The 17137-nt window shown below is 48.7% G+C and carries 16 protein-coding genes; 14 read left to right on the top strand and 2 right to left on the bottom strand.

Going from position 1 to position 17137, the window contains the following annotated elements:
• Positions 1-21: 21 nt before the first annotated feature.
• Positions 22-1062 (bottom strand): acyltransferase family protein, encoded by a 1041-nt coding sequence (locus tag MHB82_RS23485; protein WP_341175997.1) that lies wholly within the window; start codon positions 1060-1062, stop codon positions 22-24.
• A gap of 222 nt (positions 1063-1284) precedes the next feature.
• Between MHB82_RS23485 and MHB82_RS23480 the strand changes: the two genes are divergently transcribed.
• From MHB82_RS23480 to mgrA, 6 genes are all read left to right on the top strand, one after another.
• Positions 1285-2250 carry a sugar kinase gene (locus MHB82_RS23480; RefSeq protein WP_341175996.1) on the top strand — a complete coding sequence of 322 codons (966 nt, stop codon included), beginning with the start codon at positions 1285-1287 and terminating at the stop codon, positions 2248-2250.
• Between the two features lie 87 nt (positions 2251-2337).
• On the top strand, positions 2338-3003 hold the full coding sequence (locus tag MHB82_RS23475) for a bifunctional 2-keto-4-hydroxyglutarate aldolase/2-keto-3-deoxy-6-phosphogluconate aldolase (RefSeq protein ID WP_095359776.1): 666 nt from the start codon (positions 2338-2340) through the stop codon (positions 3001-3003).
• A gap of 89 nt (positions 3004-3092) precedes the next feature.
• A complete protein-coding gene (locus MHB82_RS23470; protein ID WP_341175995.1) occupies positions 3093-3857 on the top strand; it encodes an alpha/beta fold hydrolase in 765 nt (254 codons plus the stop codon).
• Between the two features lie 28 nt (positions 3858-3885).
• Positions 3886-4662 carry an HAD family hydrolase gene (locus MHB82_RS23465; protein ID WP_110822894.1) on the top strand — a complete coding sequence of 259 codons (777 nt, stop codon included), beginning with the start codon at positions 3886-3888 and terminating at the stop codon, positions 4660-4662.
• A gap of 30 nt (positions 4663-4692) precedes the next feature.
• Positions 4693-5433, top strand: coding sequence for an NAD-dependent protein deacylase (locus tag MHB82_RS23460; RefSeq protein WP_341175994.1), 741 nt, complete (start codon positions 4693-4695; stop codon positions 5431-5433).
• An 81-nt stretch (positions 5434-5514) separates the two neighbouring features.
• Positions 5515-6522: an L-glyceraldehyde 3-phosphate reductase gene (gene mgrA, locus MHB82_RS23455; protein WP_095359772.1), complete on the top strand. Its 1008-nt coding sequence runs from the start codon at positions 5515-5517 to the stop codon at positions 6520-6522.
• Between the two features lie 159 nt (positions 6523-6681).
• Here the strand turns inward: mgrA and MHB82_RS23450 are convergent, their stop codons facing one another.
• Entirely contained in the window at positions 6682-7644 is a 963-nt protein-coding gene (locus MHB82_RS23450; RefSeq protein ID WP_255247930.1) for an AraC family transcriptional regulator, read from the bottom strand.
• 153 nt (positions 7645-7797) lie between these two features.
• Between MHB82_RS23450 and MHB82_RS23445 the strand changes: the two genes are divergently transcribed.
• The 8 genes from MHB82_RS23445 (at position 7798) to glcT (ending at position 17093) form a co-directional block, all read left to right on the top strand.
• Positions 7798-8979 (top strand): galactokinase, encoded by a 1182-nt coding sequence (locus MHB82_RS23445; protein ID WP_341175993.1) that lies wholly within the window; start codon positions 7798-7800, stop codon positions 8977-8979.
• Between the two features lies 1 nt (position 8980).
• Positions 8981-9970, top strand: coding sequence for a UDP-glucose 4-epimerase GalE (gene galE / locus MHB82_RS23440; protein ID WP_095359770.1), 990 nt, complete (start codon positions 8981-8983; stop codon positions 9968-9970).
• 15 nt (positions 9971-9985) lie between these two features.
• Positions 9986-11584, top strand: coding sequence for a UDP-glucose--hexose-1-phosphate uridylyltransferase (locus tag MHB82_RS23435; protein WP_341175992.1), 1599 nt, complete (start codon positions 9986-9988; stop codon positions 11582-11584).
• Between the two features lie 291 nt (positions 11585-11875).
• Positions 11876-12463: an MSMEG_1061 family FMN-dependent PPOX-type flavoprotein gene (locus tag MHB82_RS23430; protein WP_095359768.1), complete on the top strand. Its 588-nt coding sequence runs from the start codon at positions 11876-11878 to the stop codon at positions 12461-12463.
• A 91-nt stretch (positions 12464-12554) separates the two neighbouring features.
• Positions 12555-13718: an iron-containing alcohol dehydrogenase gene (locus tag MHB82_RS23425; RefSeq protein WP_154896084.1), complete on the top strand. Its 1164-nt coding sequence runs from the start codon at positions 12555-12557 to the stop codon at positions 13716-13718.
• Between the two features lie 214 nt (positions 13719-13932).
• Positions 13933-14469 (top strand): protease, encoded by a 537-nt coding sequence (locus tag MHB82_RS23420; protein ID WP_341175991.1) that lies wholly within the window; start codon positions 13933-13935, stop codon positions 14467-14469.
• 52 nt (positions 14470-14521) lie between these two features.
• Entirely contained in the window at positions 14522-16072 is a 1551-nt protein-coding gene (locus tag MHB82_RS23415) for a flotillin family protein (protein WP_341175990.1), read from the top strand.
• 166 nt (positions 16073-16238) lie between these two features.
• Entirely contained in the window at positions 16239-17093 is an 855-nt protein-coding gene (gene glcT / locus MHB82_RS23410; protein WP_095359764.1) for a glucose PTS transporter transcription antiterminator GlcT, read from the top strand.
• Positions 17094-17137: the final 44 nt, after the last annotated feature.

Below are 17137 nucleotides of genomic sequence, written 5' to 3'. Positions count from 1 at the left end.
GAATAAGGGGCAGATGAGCATTCACGCAGAACGTTTGAATATTTCACGGCGATGCAGGGAAAACCGGGAGATATCCGGTTCGATTACGGGCCGAAAGGCATGACGTACTGCGGGCTGGGCCAATAGTACAGCAAACATTACGGCAATGGCAACGATCACGGGAATATATAATCCGCTTTCGATATAATTATAAACGCCTGACCAGATCATAAGGCGAACGAAAAATCCGTGCAGGAGAAATACATACAGTGTACGCCGTCCCATATCGGTCAGTCTGGATGTAAGGGAAGGCACCCAGGCCAGAAATAAAGCTCCCGAGATCATTTCGAGGGCATAAATTGCAAGACGATAGATTCCGGCATACCATTCACGGTGACCGAGTTCAGCATAAGTCATGCTGCCCATTAACCAACCTATGGAGATCTGAAGTCCTCCCAAACCTATCCATATCAAAAGACCAGCAGATAATATTGCGGCGGCATGACGTCCCCAGCCTGTTTGCACATAAGAACGGATGGACGCTCCATAGTCATAACCGATCATGAAGAAAGGGAGGAACACAAACGTTCGGCTGAAGCTGAGCCAAAATCCGTCCACAGGCAAGTAACCCGCCACTACTCCCAGCAGAATGGAGGCGATAAGCCGATGGATCGGCTTCCATGATAAGGTAACTCTGAGCAGAAGCCTCCAGCAGAAGTGGCTGGCCAGAAACCACAGCAACAGATAAGGAGCAAAAAAGGACAGTTTCATGTGCGGGGTGTGGAACACCGTAACATCCATTAGAGCATATAACGATTGAAACAGAACGTACTGAAGCGCAATTTGTTTAAGTACTTTGCGTCCGGATGCACCCTGAGGTGCATGTCTGGCAAAATATCCGGTAACCCATACGAATAACGGCATATGAAATGTATATATCCATAGGAACAGAGCCTCTGCTCCCGCAAAGCGTGTAATGAGTGGTTCAAGAGCATTTCCAACGAGTACACAGACAATAAGCATAAAGCGCAAGTTATAAAAAAATGATTCCTGATCACCACGGATTCCAGTACGGTTGTTCATGTTGTAACCCTCCTGTTGACCTCACGCTCGAGGCCATCTGTATCTTTCATAAGGGTAATACGGATATGAAGTAATCATTGTGATATAATTCACAATGGAAAGCGCTATCCTTTCCCGGAGCTGTGACAACAAAATGAACGGGCGGGATTGACAACGGTTGCATAGAGGATGACAATGGGAAAAGAAGATGAGGAATTGTAAATATAAGGAGGCTAAGAAACGATGTCAACGAATACCCGCCAAAGTCCTGAAATTGTTACATTCGGTGAAAGTATGGGTTTGCTGACAGCCAAGGATACAAGAGGTCTTGAATACGCGGCTTCATTGGACAAGTCGTTTGGCGGCGCAGAGAGCAATCTGGCCATCGGTGTGTCCCGTCTGGGCCATACAAGTGGTTGGTTTGGGCGCTTGGGTCAGGATCCCATCGGCAACATGATCTTAAAAGCGATTCGTGGTGAAGGTGTTGATGTATCCAGAGCAAGCTTGAGTGACGCGGAACCGACAGGTCTGATGATTCGTGAGAACGCTTCCGGGAAATCCTCTGTACATTATTATAGGAAACTATCCGCTGCAAGTGCGATGACTCCGGAGGATCTTGATCCGGACTATATTGCCGGGGCTGCGATTTTGCACGTTACAGGTATTACTGCCGCTATAAGCTCTTCGGGTTTGTCTACGGTAGAAGCTGCCATACATATAGCCAAACAGGCTGGTGTAAAAGTAAGTTTTGATCCGAATCTGCGTCTTAAACTCTGGTCAGCAGAGCAGGCTCGTCCGGTTTTGCTTCGTCTGGCAGAGCAGGCTGACTACTTTTTGCCAGGCCTGGACGAGATGAAGCTTCTGTATAACGAACAGGATGAGCAGAAGATATTCGAGCGTTTGTCAGCTCTGAATGCCGTCTCCATCGTAAAAGGCGGACCGGATTTGACCTATGTATTGGTGAATGGTACCCTAACGGAAGTTCCGTACTTCCAGGCGGATCATGTGCTGGATACGGTTGGCGCGGGAGATGGATTTTGTGCAGGTTTCCTATCAGGCCTGCTTAAGGGATACTCTCCGCAGGAAGCTACCCGGCTCGGGAACTTAACTGGCTCCATGGTCATACAGGCCGTAGGTGATTGGGAGGCGCTTCCGACGTGGGATCAAGTCGAGGCCAAGCTGAACAACGTAACCCATGTTGAGCGCTAGTCGCTGCTGATATCATGTAAGTCTCATCTTCGTTCTTCAATTGTAAGGCTTGTAATAAACAACCACATTGATAAGGGAGAGAATGAAATGAAGAAGCTTCAGCTGCTGCAAAAAATAACGGATAACGGGGTAGTCGCCGTGCTTCGGGCCGACTCTGCCGATCAGGTCATTGCCATGGCCGAGCAAGCCATTGCCGGTGGAATCAAAGTGATTGAGATAACGATGACGGTTCCGAGTGCACTCAAAGCCATCGAGAAACTGAGCCGTGTCTACCATTGGAACACACAGGATCCCGAAAAGTTCGCCATAATAGGCGCAGGTACAGTGCTTGAGCCCCAGACAGCAAGAGCAGCAATCATGTCAGGTGCTGAGTTTGTTGTCGGACCATCGCTGAATCCGGATACCGTACAGATCTGCAATCTCTATCGAATTCCGATCCTGCCTGGCGTGATGACCATTGCCGATGTTCAACGTGCGCTTGAGCTTGGTGTGGACATCGTGAAGCTGTTCCCAGGCAATCTGTATGATCCATCCATTATCAAGACGATGAAGGGGCCTATGCCTCAAGCGAATTTTATGCCGACCGGCGGGGTATCCTTGTCCAATCTGGGCGATTGGATCAAGGGAGGAGCCGTAGCTGTGGGGATCGGGTCCGACCTGACTTCCGAAGCAATGAAAACAGGGGATTTAAGTCATGTTCGCCGCAAGGCGGAACAATATATGGATGCTTACCGTAAGGCGAAAGCGGAATAGAGGCAAGGCGGGGAATGTGAGCAGGTTCAGCCTTGCTCCTTTCCCAAAAAGCCGCAGCACCTGCGGTAAGTGAAGAAAGGTGATTGAAGTTGAGGAACCGGTATAATACAGGGCGCAAGAAGAGGGGCATCGGAAAATTTCTGCTCGTACTTCTGGCGCTCATTATCATTGGCTGCGGGTTTGTTGCCTGGAAGCTATTTACCCCGTACGGACCGCAGGAAATGGCCCAGAAGGCTATGGAAACAGCGGATCAGGTTACGGTGAGTGAACAGGAAAACTGGATTGATTTTATGCCAGACAAACCTGAAGGGATTAGTGTTATTTTCTATCCGGGTGGTTTGGTGAAGCCGGAAAGCTACGCTCCTCTGGCTCACGAGTTGGCTGAAGCCGGACACCATACCATCATTGCCAAAATGCCGGTCAATCTGGCAGTACTGAAACAAAATCTGGCAGATGATATTCGTAATGCTTATCCGGACGAATCATTCGTCATGGGTGGACACTCATTGGGTGGATCCATGGCTGCGCGTTATGCAGCATCCCATCCGGGCGCGCTTCAAGGTATCTTTTTCCTGGCGTCCTATCCGGATCAAAAAGGCAGCGTGAAGTCATTGGGGATTCAGGCGCTATCCATATTGGGTACCAATGACGAAGTCGTTAATGCGACCAAATACCAAAACGGCCGCGCCTATCTGCCGGAAGACACGGTGTACTACACCATTGAAGGAGGGAACCACTCGCAGTTCGGTGACTACGGGCAACAGAGTGGTGACGGAGAACCTGAAATTACGGGCGAAGAGCAGTTGTCTCAAACGGTAAAGGCGGTTACCGAATGGCTCGAAGGTGTCCAATAATACATCTGCCAGGAGGGGCGGCAAGGTTATGGCTATACTTCAAGTAAAGGGGCTGCAGCTTCCCTGCCAGGGTATTTTGTTCGATAAGGATGGGACACTGCTTGAATTTTTGCAATTATGGGGGCCGTGGGCCGATTCCTTACTAAATCAATTGGAAGCCGTGTTATCAGGCATGGGGACTGGTTTCACGGTGGAAAGAGGCAGGGTACTCGGTACAGTCCACGATAGCGAAGGACACATTGTTGATTATGACAGGCAGGGTCCGCTGGCCATCGCTACTGTTGATGAGAGTACCGGGCTCCTGGCCGGACAGTTGTATGCGGCAGGCATGCCTTGGAATGATGCGATCACAACAGTCCGTGAGCTCTCCAATTCAGCCATGCAGGAAGTGCGTTCCAAACGGCAGGCTGAACCTATGCCTGGACTGGTTTCTTTTTTGCAGAGCTGCCAAGCAGCTTCGATCAAGGTGGCGGTGGTAACCTCGGACAGCACGTCAGCAGCCGAAGAGCATCTGGAATGGATGGGGATACGATCTTTTTTTACGTCGATCGTAGGCTGTGACCGCGTTACCTTAGGCAAGCCGAATGGAGAAACTGCCAAGCTGGCATGTCGTGAATTACATATTCATCCTAACCAGGCAATCGTTATAGGGGATAGCAACGGGGATATGCAGATGGGACTGAACGCAGGAGTTCCGCATGTCATTGGTTTTTGTCCCCTTGGGAAGGAAGCAGTACATTTACAGGATGCGGATGTCGTTATTGGGGATTATCATGAAATCCGGGTGAGTCCGGATGGTGCCTGAACGGGATTATTCCGCTAAGGAGGAGAGAGGATGAACGGGGTGGAACAGCTGGCTTCCTGGATTCAGGAAAGTTCGAATATTGTATTTTTCGGAGGGGCAGGAACGTCGACCGAAAGCGGGATTCCCGACTTCCGCTCTGCCGCGGGCCTATATCAGACAGAGCAGGATTCCCCTTATCCGCCAGAGGAACTGCTGAGTCGTCACTTTTTCGATCAGCATGCCGATATTTTCTATGATTTCTATCGGGGCAAAATGCTTCATCCCGATGCCGAACCTAACGGTTGTCATAAGCTCCTTGCACGTTTGGAGCAGGAAGGTCGGCTGAAGGCGGTCATTACCCAGAATATCGACGGGTTGCATCAAAAAGCAGGCAGCACCAACGTACTCGAATTGCATGGGTCCGTTCATCGGAATGCCTGCATGGATTGCGGGCGTTTCTACCCGCTGGATGACATCATTCGGTCGAAGGATGCGGTTCCCCGCTGTGCAGCTTGTCATGGGGTCATTAAGCCTGACGTTGTGCTCTATGAAGAGGAATTGGACCAGAACACGCTATACCAGTCTGTGGACGCAATCTCTTCTGCTGATCTGCTGCTGGTCGGCGGTACCTCACTGACCGTCCATCCTGCTGCACAGCTAATTACGTATTTTCGGGGAAAACACACCGTCTTACTGAATGCCACGCCAACGGCGTATGACCGGCAGGCAGATTTGCTGATTACTGACCCGATTGGCGAGGTAATGATTAAGGTGGACCAGCTTCTTGGTTAAACGGTTTGTCTGAAATAACCGCCTTATCCCGCGCTCGAACATAGTGCAGGAAGCGGAACCTGGGGAAAGAAGGGATTCATGATGGTCTACTTAGCCAGCGATACACGCTATGAAACGATGAAATATAACCGGGTTGGACGTTCTGGGTTGAAACTTCCGGCAATTTCACTTGGACTTTGGCATAATTTTGGCGGCATCAACAATGCGGAGAACGGTCGAAACATGATTACTCGATCCTTTGATCTGGGCATTACGCATTTCGATCTTGCCAACAATTACGGTCCGCCCGCAGGTTCAGCAGAGCAGCTGTTTGGTCAGGTGCTGGCCCAGGATCTGAAGCCCTATCGGGATGAGCTGGTGATATCCACCAAAGCGGGATATTATATGTGGCCCGGACCGTATGGCGAATGGGGTTCCCGCAAGAACCTGGTATCCAGCCTGAATCAGAGTCTGAAGCGCATGGGGCTGGATTATGTCGATATTTTCTATTCACATCGTTATGATCCGGAAACACCGCTGGAAGAAACGATGATGGCTCTGGACCATATTGTTCGTTCGGGTAAGGCACTGTATGTGGGCATCTCCAATTACCCGGCAGAGCAGACGAGAGAGGCTGCCGAAATTCTGAAAGGTCTGGGTACACCTCTATTGATTCACCAACCGAAGTATTCCATGCTGGACCGTTGGATTGAAGATGGGCTGCAGGATGTCCTGGATGAGTATGGTGCAGGCAGCATTGCATTTTGTCCTTTGGCCCAAGGGGTACTGACGAACAAATATCTGAATGGCATTCCGGAGGATTCTCGTGCAAAAGGGCCGTCCGTTTTCTTGAACGAGAACAATATCTCACCTGAGACGCTGCGCAAAGTTCGTGCTCTCAATCAGATTGCTGCAGCTCGTGGTCAGAGTCTGGCGCAGTTCGCGCTCTCCTGGGTTTTGCGAAGCGGTAGGGTAACGTCGGCATTGATCGGTGCAAGCCGTACATCGCAGATCGAGGAGAATGTGGCCGCGCTCAATCAGCTGGACTTCTCATCGGAAGAGCTGGAGCGAATTGAATCCATTCTTAGTCCCGAACATCATGACAAATAAGCATGTGACTGAGAACCTATAATAAATGAAAAAAGAAGGTGCATGTTAGCCGTAATGGCAGATGCATCTTCTTTTCTTTTTCAATAATTTGCAATCATATCATGCATGGTGCCCAAGTAACCAGACGTTGTTCGAACCACTTACACTTTTCTTGAAGGGTTATTTCTTGTTTGGTTCTGTTATGCCGGGCCTCGGAGCTGGAGGTCTGGAGAGAATGTTTTCCCGATAGAGAGTCGGAGCTTCTCCGTGGAAACGTTTGAACTGTTTGGAGAAATAAAGGGCATCTGGCAGTCCTACGGATGCAGATACCTGCTCAATGGACAGATCCGGACGTTCACGCAGCAGCTGCCGTGACTTGTCAATGCGGAGCTTGAGCAGATACGTGACCGGAGATAGACCGGTTTCCTGCTTGAATATCCGGGATAGATAAGCGCGGTTGTAGCCAAGACTGGCAGACATCTGTTCAATGGAGACGGGGTGAGCATATTGGGTAGACATGTATTGGATCATCTGTTTTACCGTCCGTCTAATTGAAGATTCACCTGGAATCAGGGTTTGTCCCTGAGAAAGGTGATTTTGGGCTTCGGCTAGAATCATATATAACGTACCGATGGATGTAAAATGAGAGCTTTCCTTGCGCTCGGCAAATGCATTTTGCATGACGGATAGCCAGTCAGCAATTCCGCAGGACGGGCCAGCATGAAATACGGATTTTTCCGGACGAAATCCCGCTTCTTCCGTGTGTTTCCCAGCCTGGCTGCCTGTATAGGCCATCCATCGATATTCCCAGGGGCGTCGGGCGTCGGACTGGTAACTTACCAGTTGCCCGGGATGAATGAGGAAACAATCTCCTGCGGATAATTCGTAGGTATGGAGTTCCGTGCGGAATGTACCAGCGCCCTTTTCTACATAATGAAGCAGATAGTAATCGTATAGTTTTGGACCAAGAGCATGACCCGGAAGGGTCTGGCTTGCGCCTGCAAAAAGGACATGTAACGGCCCCTTTTCATAATAGACCGGATTGGAGGCAACGGAGTACGTTTTTGCTCCACTTTTCCCCGAGGATTCCTGGGTGTTTTTTATCGGATCTACTGCTGAATGTTCCTTGTGTTGATCAATCATGTGCCGTTCCTTCTTTCTGTGGTGATCTTTCCATTATATGACGGAAGGTCACATTTATCCATATGAAACACACATGGTTGCATTTCAAGAGGTACCGCTTTCTTGTATAATAACCTTAACAAAACAACAACATTGAGATGAGGTGCAGCAGCAATGAACATACATGAATTGAAACAAAAGTTTATTGAGAAGTACGGAGAGAGTGAAGCGGATCTCCGTGTATTCCATGCTCCTGGACGTGTAAATCTGATCGGGGAACATATCGACTACAATGGTGGGTACGTGCTTCCGGCAGCACTTGAATTCGGTACAACACTTGTTATCCGGGAACGGAAGGACGACAAATTGCAGCTGGCTTCCACCAATATGTCCTATGAAGGCGTGCTGGACACGTCCTCGATCGGCAAGGAGAAAACAGGGGAGTGGACAGATTATCCAGTTGGTGTCATGGTTGAACTGCAAGGTAAAGGCGTGAAGGTAACGAAAGGATATGACTTCCTGTACCACGGTGAAATTCCGAACGGTGCCGGGCTATCCTCTTCCGCTTCGCTGGAGGTGCTTACAGGATACTCAATTCAGTCCATGGAAGGTGTATCAGTGATCGATACAGTACAGTTGTCGCTTCTGTCCCAAAAAGCAGAAAACGAGTTCGTTGGCGTCAACTGCGGCATTATGGATCAGTTTGCCGTGGCTAACGGAGCAGAAGATCATGCCATTCTGCTCATGTGTGATACGCTTGAATATGAGAAAGTACCTTTCCGTACAGGCTCTTATAAGCTGGTCATTGGCAATACGAACAAACGTCGCGGTCTGGTAGACTCGGCCTATAACGAGCGGCGCTCCCAATGCGAGCAGGCACTTGCCATTTTGAAGGAACAGCTGCCTGCACTTGATTATCTGGCGCAACTGACGCCGGAGCAATTTGTAACCCTGCAGGATCACATCAAGGATGAGAAGGTAAGACAGCGTGCTGAGCACGTTGTGGAAGAGAATGCGCGTGTGCTTGCATCGGTGGAAGCACTGCGTAATAACGATCTGGAAACGTTTGGCAAGCTGATGAATGCTTCCCATGAATCGCTCCGATATCTGTATGAAGTAAGCTGTGAGGAATTGGACGTGATGGTTGAGGAAGCGCAGCGCATTCCAGGCACACTTGGCGCACGCATGACGGGAGCCGGATTCGGTGGTTGTACGGTGTCACTGGTACATGAGGATGATGTAGAACGCTTTGTCCGCGAAGTGGGGGCAGCTTATGAAGCACGTACAAGTCTTAAAGGAGACTTCTATGTGTGCGGAGTAGGCGACGGTGTCAAAGAATTGAAGGAGGCGAAGTAAAATGGCAATTTTGGTGACAGGTGGGGCAGGATATATTGGTTCGCATACGGTAGCGGCTTTGTTGGAACGCGGCGAGGAAGTTGTGGTTCTGGATAATTTGCAGACAGGGCATCGGGAAGCATTGCTTGGCGGCAAACTGTATGAAGGAGATCTGCGTGACAAGGCGTTTCTGGCCAAACTGTTTGCTGAAAACTCCATTGATGCAGTCATCCACTTTGCAGCCAACTCGCTGGTCGGTGAGAGCATGAAGGATCCGGTTAAGTATTATGACAACAACGTGTTCGGTACGTTGTGCCTGCTGGAAGCGATGAATGCAGCCAATGTGCGCCGGATCGTATTCTCTTCAACAGCCGCCACTTATGGCGAGCCTGAGAAAGTGCCAATCGAAGAAAGCGACCGCACTGAACCTACGAACGTGTATGGCGAAACGAAACTGATGATGGAACGCATGATGTCCTGGTTCGATAAAGTACAGGAGATCAAATATGTGTCCCTGCGTTACTTCAATGCAGCTGGAGCACATGATAGCGGTAAAATTGGTGAAGACCATCAGCCGGAGAGCCACTTGATCCCGCTCGTACTGCAAACCGCACTGAAACAACGTCCGCACATTGCCGTGTTTGGCGATGACTACGCGACAGAAGATGGAACCTGTGTCCGCGATTATATTCACGTGAGTGACTTGGCAGATGCGCATCTGCGCGCGGTAGATTATCTCCGCAAAGGGGAAAACAGCAACGTGTTTAACCTGGGTAATGGTCAAGGCTTCTCGGTTAAACAGGTGATTGAAACTGCGAAAAAAGTGACCGGACTTGATATTCCGGTTGTACAGGAGCCGCGCCGTGCAGGTGATCCGGCTGTACTGGTCGCATCGTCTGCCAAAGCAAGATCCGTACTGGGCTGGAATCCGACACGGACCAATCTGGAAGATGTCATTCAGAGTGCCTGGAGCTGGCACCAATCTCATCCTAACGGCTACGGAAAAAACTAGGAGGCGAACATCAATATGTCACAGACCCATAATGCTGCAGGCACCACAGACCGGACACCGGAGCAGCAGGAAGCACTGCATGCCATTGAACGTCTGGTTGCATTTGCCTTGCAGAACAAGCTGATTGAAGAAGCGGATTATGATTATAGCCGCAACCTTCTGCTGGAACAGTTCGGATTTTCGGAGCCGTACGATGGAGCGCTGAACGAGATTGTACCGGATGGACCGCAATCTTTGCTGGATACGTTGATTGACTATGGTTATGCAATTGGACTCATTCCGGAGAATACCGATACGTACCGTGATTTGCTGGATGCGAAAATTATGGGTCAGCTGATGGCCCGTCCATCCGAGGTGGTTCGCGCGTTCCGCCACACAGAGCAAACAGAAGGTATTGAAGCAGCCACAGCGAAGTTTTACGAGCTGTCGATTCACTCCAACTACATTCGTATGGACCGAATTTCGAAGAATGTGTATTGGACACAGGAAACGCCATATGGCGATATGGAAATTACGATTAACCTGTCCAAGCCGGAGAAAAGTCCGAAGGAAATCGCCATGGCCAAACTGCTTCCGCCACCGGTGTATCCGAAGTGTCAATTATGCCGGGAAAATGTAGGCTATGCTGGCCGGGTAAACCACCCGGCCCGTCAAAACCTGCGCGTTATTCCGCTGGAATTAAACGGTGAACCTTGGTTCTTCCAGTACTCGCCGTATGTGTACTATAACGAGCATTGCATCATTTTCCATCATGATCATGTGCCTATGAAGCTGACAAAAGATACGTTGCGCAGGCTGCTTGCCTTCGTAGGCGAGTATCCGCATTATTTTATTGGTTCCAATGCAGATCTGCCTATCGTGGGTGGTTCGATCCTGACTCACGACCACTTCCAAGGTGGACGCCATACATTTGCCATCCAAAATGCGAAACCTGAAGCGGTATTCCGTCATGCGGATGCACCTGGGCTTACCCTGAGTCTGGTAAAATGGCCAATGTCCGTTCTTCGGCTCGCTTCACATGATCCAGCGGAGCTGCTCGAAGCGGGTAACGCCGTGTATGAAGCGTGGAAACTGTACAGTGATCCTTCCGTTCAGATCCAGGCGTTCAGCGAGGTGAATGGAGAGCAGGTACCTCACAACACCGTAACGCCAATTGTTCGTCGCAGTGCGGACGGTGGTTACGAGATGGATCTGGTTCTACGCAACAATCGTACGAATGAAGAGCATCCGGAGGGGATTTTCCACCCGCACCGTGAAATGCATCATTTGAAAAAAGAGAACATCGGACTTATCGAAGTCATGGGGCTTGCGATCCTTCCAGGGCGATTAAAAGAAGAATTGGACGGAATCGCTGATATTCTCGCAGGGGACACTCGGCTTGCGGAAGCTGCCCAGGCTTCTGATCATGTTTTGAACCAGCATCTTCGCTGGGCGGAAGAACTGAAAGAACGTTTCGGTTCCAACCTGGACAAGGAACAGGCCGTTGCTCTCATTCAGCAGGAAGTAGGCCTTAAGTTTTCCGAGATTTTGGAGCATGCCGGAGTTTACAAATATGATGAAGCCGGACGTCAGGGTTTCCGTCGATTTGTAGAAAGCATGGGATATACCGAATAAGTACAAGTGGCCAGTAATATGATGCTATGAATAATCATTTGTAAAGGATAGGTGAGCAGCAATGCTCGTCTATCCTTTTTATTCAATACAATAAATCATTCAACTTGCAATTACTTGTGTATGTGGTTCGATGGTTATTTGTACTCATGTAGCTCAAGTAACCAAAGTATCTTTCTATCTTGAGCAATAAACACAGAGCCATGGCAGAGGTGGGTCGTTCATTGTATAATATGAGAATGATTATCATAGGCTTGAACAAATACTTGAAGTTTAGGAAACGGGGACGAATAAATGCAAAAGAAGCCACTGAACATACCGCTAATCACCGACGCAGCAGAATTGCAAAACATGGTGGGTGAGCCTCATGAGCACGTGAGAAACAAAGCGATATCGTTTGTGGACTCCCATGTTGAACATTTTTTATCCATGTCACCCCTATTTTTTCTGTCCAGTTCCGATGGGGAAGGTAGAAGTGATGCATCCCCCCGTGGAGACGAAGCAGGCTTCGTGAAGGTTCTTGATCCACATCGTCTGGTCTATCCCGAGCGTCCAGGCAATCGCCGCATTGACTCGCTGTTAAACATCCTAAACAATCCTGGGGTGGGTATGCTCTTCCTCATTCCCGGTATGAACGAAGTATTACGCATCAATGGAACAGCTTCTATTACGAAGGATGAGGAGTTTATTAACAGTATGGACTGGACGGGAAAAACGATAGGGGCAGCGGTTATTGTAGACGTGAATGAATGCTTTATCCATTGCCCGAGAGCCTTCAAGCAGGCGGGATTGTGGTCTTCCGAGACCTGGGTGGACAAGGAGAGTCTGCCTTCCAGCATGGATATGTTCCGTGCCCATCTGCAAATCAACGGCTTGTTATAAAGTGAGTGACTATGGATTTGTTTTTATAAAATCGGGGTACTATAATTGGAGTTGTACAAACATTCTAACTCCAATGGAGGCGACATAGATTATGAGATCTTTTCAATTTTATAACCCTACCCGTCTGATCTTCGGTAAAGGACAACTGGAAGCGTTGAAAACCGAAGTGCCGAAATACGGCAAACGGGTTTTGCTTGTATATGGCGGCGGCAGCATTAAACGTAGTGGTCTGTATGATCAAGTGATCGGATTGCTTAAGGAAATCGGAGCAGAAGTTACAGAACTGGCGGGCGTGGAACCGAACCCGCGTCTTTCGACTGTCCATAAAGGAGTAGACATCTGTAAAACTCAGGACATCGAGCTGATTCTCGCCGTAGGTGGGGGTAGTGTGCTCGATTGCGCCAAGGCGATTGCCGTAGGTGCGAAATATGATGGCGACATGTGGGACTTTGCTCAGCGTAAAGCAGTTGCCCAAGATGCACTTCCACTTGGTACCGTACTGACCATGGCAGCGACCGGTTCCGAGATGAACTCGGGTTCCGTTATTACCAATCAGGATACCCAGGAAAAATTGGGCTGGGGCAGTGCGTATTCGTTCCCTGCGTTCTCTATCCTTGATCCGGTTAATACATATACCGTACCTTTGGATCAGACGGTATACGGCATGGTTGATATGATGTCTCACGTATTGGAGCATTATTTCCATCTGGATGAGAATACGCCAGTACAACTTGGCTTCTGTGAGACAATTCTGCGTACCGTTATGGATGCAGCACCTCGTTTGGTAGAGGATCTGGAAAACTATGAGCTGCGCGAAACCATTCTGTACTGTGGTACGATGGCCTTGAACGGTGTACTGAACATGGGCCTTGCTGGTGACTGGGCAACCCACAACATCGAGCATGCAGTATCAGCTGTATATGACATCCCGCACGGCGGGGGCCTTGCCATTCTGTTCCCGAACTGGATGAAACACAACCTGGACGTAAACGTGGATCGTTTCAAACGATTGGCGATTAATGTCTTCGAAGTCAATCCGGAAGGCAAATCGGACCAACAGGTAGCCGAGGAAGGCATCGAAGCCTTGCGTAAATTCTGGACGTCTATTGGCGCGCCTAGTCGTCTTGCTGACTATGATATTGACGACAGCCAGATTGATGTTATGGCTGACAAGGCAATGCTGTTTGGCCCATTTGGTAACTTCAAGAAGCTGCAGCGTGAGGATGTTGTATCCATTTACAAAGCATCGCTGTAATAAACTGCATTTAATTATTAATAAAGACCGCAAATCTCCACAATATGGAGATTTGCGGTCTTTTTGCGTGAAATATCATGTAGAATAACCATTATCGGGTCTGGAATACAAATGAGGAAAGATTTTGAAACTTTTTGCGGGTAGCTACGTATTTATTTACATGAGGAATGCCCAGTGAGTTAGGTGTTACGGCAGAAGAGAGGAGGAACGGGGAATGGAGTCCATCTATTGGGGATGTCTAATCGGAGGAGCCATATTTGCGATCGTCAGCCTGGTGCTGGGTGATTTGATTGACGGGATGCTGGATGGAGCCTTTGAACTGCCAGGCATCGATTTTCTCAAACCTGTTGTACTTGCTGGTTCTATTACAGCCTTTGGCGGGGCTGGCATCATGTTGACACGTTATAGCTCGGTAAGTGCCATTGCGGGTCTTATCTTATCCCTGCTTATAGGTATTGCTGCTGCCATGCTGGTATTCTTTGCTTATATCAAGCCGATGCGGAATAGTGAGGTTTCCATTGCATTTTCCATGAAGGAATTGTCCGGGAAAATCGGAGAAATTACGATTCCAGTACCTGAAAGGGGTTTCGGTGAGGTCATGATCCGTGTTGCTTCCGGTAACACGATTCATACGGCATCCAGTTTCGAACATCGTCCTATTGCGGTGGGAGTGCGCGTTGTCGTGGTGGACGTAACTGAAGGTGTGCTTCGTGTGGCGGAATGGGATGAAGATGTACTTAAAGACGTTTGAGTAGAACGAGAGAAGTTGTTTTGTCATCATTGTAATAAGGGGAGAGATGTGGATGGATAATTTGAATATGGATGTGTTGTTGATTCCTGCAATTGTTGTAGGTGTCATTCTGGTTCTTGGTTTGGCCTTCTGGGCGAGATATAAAACGGTTGGACCCGATGAAGCGATGATTGTTACGGGTTCATTCCTGGGTAATAAAAATATTTCCGAAGATGAGTCCGGTCGGAAAATTAAAATTGTACGTGGCGGTGGTGCTTTCATCTGGCCTGTGTTCCAGCAATCGGAATTTATCTCCTTGCTGTCTCACAAGCTGGATGTATCCACACCTGAAGTATATACGGAACAAGGTGTTCCGGTTATTGCGGACGGTGTTGCAATTATCAAAGTTGGTAGTGCTGTGGAAGATGTAGCAACAGCAGCCGAACAATTTATTGGTAAACCCGTTGAAGCGTTACGAGGCGAAGCACAGGAAGTTCTGGAAGGGCATTTGCGGGCCATTCTCGGAACCATGACTGTGGAGGAAGTTTATCGGAACCGGGATCGATTCGCACAAGAGGTTCAAGGTGTGGCTGCACGAGATCTGAAGAAGATGGGTCTGCAGATTGTATCTTTTACCATCAAGGATGTTCGTGACAAACAAGGATATCTGGACGCGCTCGGTAAACCGAGAATTGCTGCCGTGAAGCGGGATGCCGAAATTGCGGAAGCCGAAGCAATGAGAGATGCACGTATTCAAAAAGCGAATGCGGAAGAGCAAGGACAAAAGGCGGAATTGCTCCGTGATACCAATATCGCCGAAGCAGCCAAAGAGAAGGAATTGAAAGTGGCAGCGTTTAAGCGCGACCAGGATACAGCTAAGGCCGAAGCGGACCAAGCGTATCATATCCAAGAAGCACGTGCGAAACAGACGGTTGTTGAAGAACAGATGAAAGTTGAACTCGTGCGTAAAGAACGTGAGATTGACCTGAAAGAAAAAGAAATTACCGTACGTGAGAAGCAGTATGATGCGGAAGTGAAGAAAAAAGCGGAAGCAGATCGTTATGCTGTCGAGCAGGCGGCCGAAGCGGATAAAGCAAAAAGAATGCGCGAAGCCGATGCAGTACAATACTCCATCGAAACCCAAGCCAAAGCAACAGCCGAACAAAAACGGCTTGAAGGTCAGGCTATGGCCGATGCAGAGCGGGCCAAAGGTACTGCGGATGCAGAAGTCATTCGTCTGCGCGGTCTGGCGGAAGCTGAAGCGAAGGAAAAATTGGCGGAAGCGTTCCAGAAGTTTGGCGAGGCTGCAGTACTCGATATCATCGTCAAAATGCTGCCTGAACTTGCTGGTAAAATTGCAGAGCCGATCTCATCCATTGATAAATTGACGGTTGTAGATACAGGTAAGGGTGAGGGTGCAGCACGTGTAAGCAACTATGTGACCGAACTGATGTCTACAGCTCCTGAGATGCTGAAAAGCGTATCGGGCATCGATGTAGAGCAGTTAATTAAAGGTTTGACCAAGTCCAAAACACCAGCACCTGTTGCTGTTCAGCAGAGCGAGACACCAACGACTCCATCTGTGATTGACAAGATTGTGGAAAGAACTGGGGCAGAGGATTAAGACTAGGTGTGAACGATGCGTGAAGCTCTATTGACCTTAACGTGATTTTTTGTTACTTTTTAAGCGAGACGTTCGGCGCGGTTTGCCCGCATCGGACGTCTTTTCGTTCATTACGAGGATGTGACGACATCACATTCCAGATGGTATGAAAAAAGAGGTGCAAACAGTGAGCAGCCTGCATGTAAACAAAGCGTTAAATAATAATGTAATTATTGCACAGCATCCTGAACATGGTGAAGTCGTCGTCATCGGTAAAGGCATTGGCTTCAACCGGAAAACCGGTGACATCATTCCCTTGATGGCTGTGGAGAAAATGTTCATTTTGAAAAACCAGCAGGAACAAGAGCAGTACAAACAGCTTCTTCCGCAAGTGGATGAGGCATTGATCGAGATTATTAACGAATGCATTACGTATATTGCAGAGCGTACGGATGTTCCGCTCAATGAACATATTCATATTGCATTGACTGATCATATTTCTTTTGCACTTAAGCGCAAAGAACAGGGCATTGTCATCCAAAATCCGTTTCTATATGAAACTCGTGAGATCTATCCGGAAGAATATCGGATGGGAGATTACGCCGTTCGCCTCATTAAGGAGAAGCTCGGTGTCGACTTGGGCATGGACGAAATTGGATTTATAGCGCTGCATATCTACAGTGCCATGACCAACCAAAACATATCCCAAGTACGCGAACATTCACAGCTGATTACCGACCTGGTAGGAATCGTCTCGGATCAGTTGGAATATTCGTTTGAAACGGAGTCGCTGGACTATTCGCGCCTGCTTACGCATCTTCGCTTTGCATTGGAACGTGTGCGTCGAGGGGACAAGGTGGAAGAACTTCATAAGCTCGATTCCTTGCTCAAGTTGGAGTATCCCGAAATGTACTCGCTTGCATGGAAGCTGACCAAAGTCATGGAGAAAAGATTGAATCTTCCTGTCTATCCTGCAGAGGTGGGGTATCTGACTATTCATCTTCAACGGCTGTATCAAAGGAAAGAAGAAGAGAACAAGTGAAATTTTTCCACGTATGGAATGGCTTCCTGAGAATTTTAGTGTAA

Source organism: Paenibacillus sp. FSL K6-2862 (genome assembly GCF_038005125.1).
GTDB classification, from domain to species: domain Bacteria; phylum Bacillota; class Bacilli; order Paenibacillales; family Paenibacillaceae; genus Paenibacillus; species Paenibacillus illinoisensis_A.
Note: the sequence above shows the minus strand (reverse complement) of the source record. Positions and strands in the feature narration are given on the sequence as shown.

Bases quoted from the DNA above. Each gene is read 5' to 3' on its own strand.
- MHB82_RS23485 (WP_341175997.1), bottom strand. From the start codon at position 1,062: ATGAACAACCGTACTGGAATCCGTGGTGATCAGGAATCATTTTTTTAT.
- MHB82_RS23480 (WP_341175996.1), top strand. From the start codon at position 1,285: ATGTCAACGAATACCCGCCAAAGTCCTGAAATTGTTACATTCGGTGAA.
- MHB82_RS23475 (WP_095359776.1), top strand. From the start codon at position 2,338: ATGAAGAAGCTTCAGCTGCTGCAAAAAATAACGGATAACGGGGTAGTC.
- MHB82_RS23465 (WP_110822894.1), top strand. From the start codon at position 3,886: ATGGCTATACTTCAAGTAAAGGGGCTGCAGCTTCCCTGCCAGGGTATT.
- MHB82_RS23460 (WP_341175994.1), top strand. From the start codon at position 4,693: ATGAACGGGGTGGAACAGCTGGCTTCCTGGATTCAGGAAAGTTCGAAT.
- mgrA (WP_095359772.1), top strand. From the start codon at position 5,515: ATGGTCTACTTAGCCAGCGATACACGCTATGAAACGATGAAATATAAC.
- MHB82_RS23450 (WP_255247930.1), bottom strand. From the start codon at position 7,644: ATGATTGATCAACACAAGGAACATTCAGCAGTAGATCCGATAAAAAAC.
- MHB82_RS23445 (WP_341175993.1), top strand. From the start codon at position 7,798: ATGAACATACATGAATTGAAACAAAAGTTTATTGAGAAGTACGGAGAG.
- galE (WP_095359770.1), top strand. From the start codon at position 8,981: ATGGCAATTTTGGTGACAGGTGGGGCAGGATATATTGGTTCGCATACG.
- MHB82_RS23435 (WP_341175992.1), top strand. From the start codon at position 9,986: ATGTCACAGACCCATAATGCTGCAGGCACCACAGACCGGACACCGGAG.
- MHB82_RS23430 (WP_095359768.1), top strand. From the start codon at position 11,876: ATGCAAAAGAAGCCACTGAACATACCGCTAATCACCGACGCAGCAGAA.
- MHB82_RS23425 (WP_154896084.1), top strand. From the start codon at position 12,555: ATGAGATCTTTTCAATTTTATAACCCTACCCGTCTGATCTTCGGTAAA.
- MHB82_RS23420 (WP_341175991.1), top strand. From the start codon at position 13,933: ATGGAGTCCATCTATTGGGGATGTCTAATCGGAGGAGCCATATTTGCG.
- MHB82_RS23415 (WP_341175990.1), top strand. From the start codon at position 14,522: ATGGATAATTTGAATATGGATGTGTTGTTGATTCCTGCAATTGTTGTA.